Annotated in this window: 1 protein-coding gene; it reads right to left on the bottom strand. The window is 70.0% G+C overall.

The features are described 5' to 3' along the window. On the bottom strand, positions 1 to 423 hold a 423-nt coding region (locus G3I78_RS49070; RefSeq protein WP_203616564.1), incomplete at both ends, for a cation-translocating P-type ATPase C-terminal domain-containing protein.

The following is a 423-nucleotide window of genomic DNA, read 5'->3' as shown; positions in this document are numbered from 1 at the left end:
GTTCCCCAGACGAGCGGCGGGAAGGCAGAAATGAGGAGGACTACGTCCAGCGGGAGGGCGGCGATGCCGAAGAGGTTCTGGAGCGGCGGCGCGTACACGAGCGCCGCGGTGAAGACGAGTTCGAAGGCGATGCCGGCCAGGAGCAGCGGGTTGGTGAAGAACCCGATGTCGCGCAGGGCCGCGTGGTCGGGTCGGGCGGCGACGGCCGTGCCGACCTGGCAGGTGACGATGCCCGCGAAGGTGGCGGTGGTCGCGGTGAGGTAGGCGTGGTGCAGGGGACTTCCCGGTCCGGTGGGGTCGCCGGGGTGCCAGCCCGCGCGCCACAGGACGTAGAAGAAGGCGGTCATGACGAGGGCCGCGGAGACGGTGCCGAGCCAGCCCCAGCTGCGCACGAGCATGTCCTTGTTGATCACGCTCTGGGAA

The sequence above is a fragment of the Streptomyces sp. SID13726 genome, assembly GCF_010548375.1.
Taxonomy (GTDB): domain Bacteria; phylum Actinomycetota; class Actinomycetes; order Streptomycetales; family Streptomycetaceae; genus Streptomyces.
This window is presented reverse-complemented; position numbering and strand designations above follow the sequence as displayed.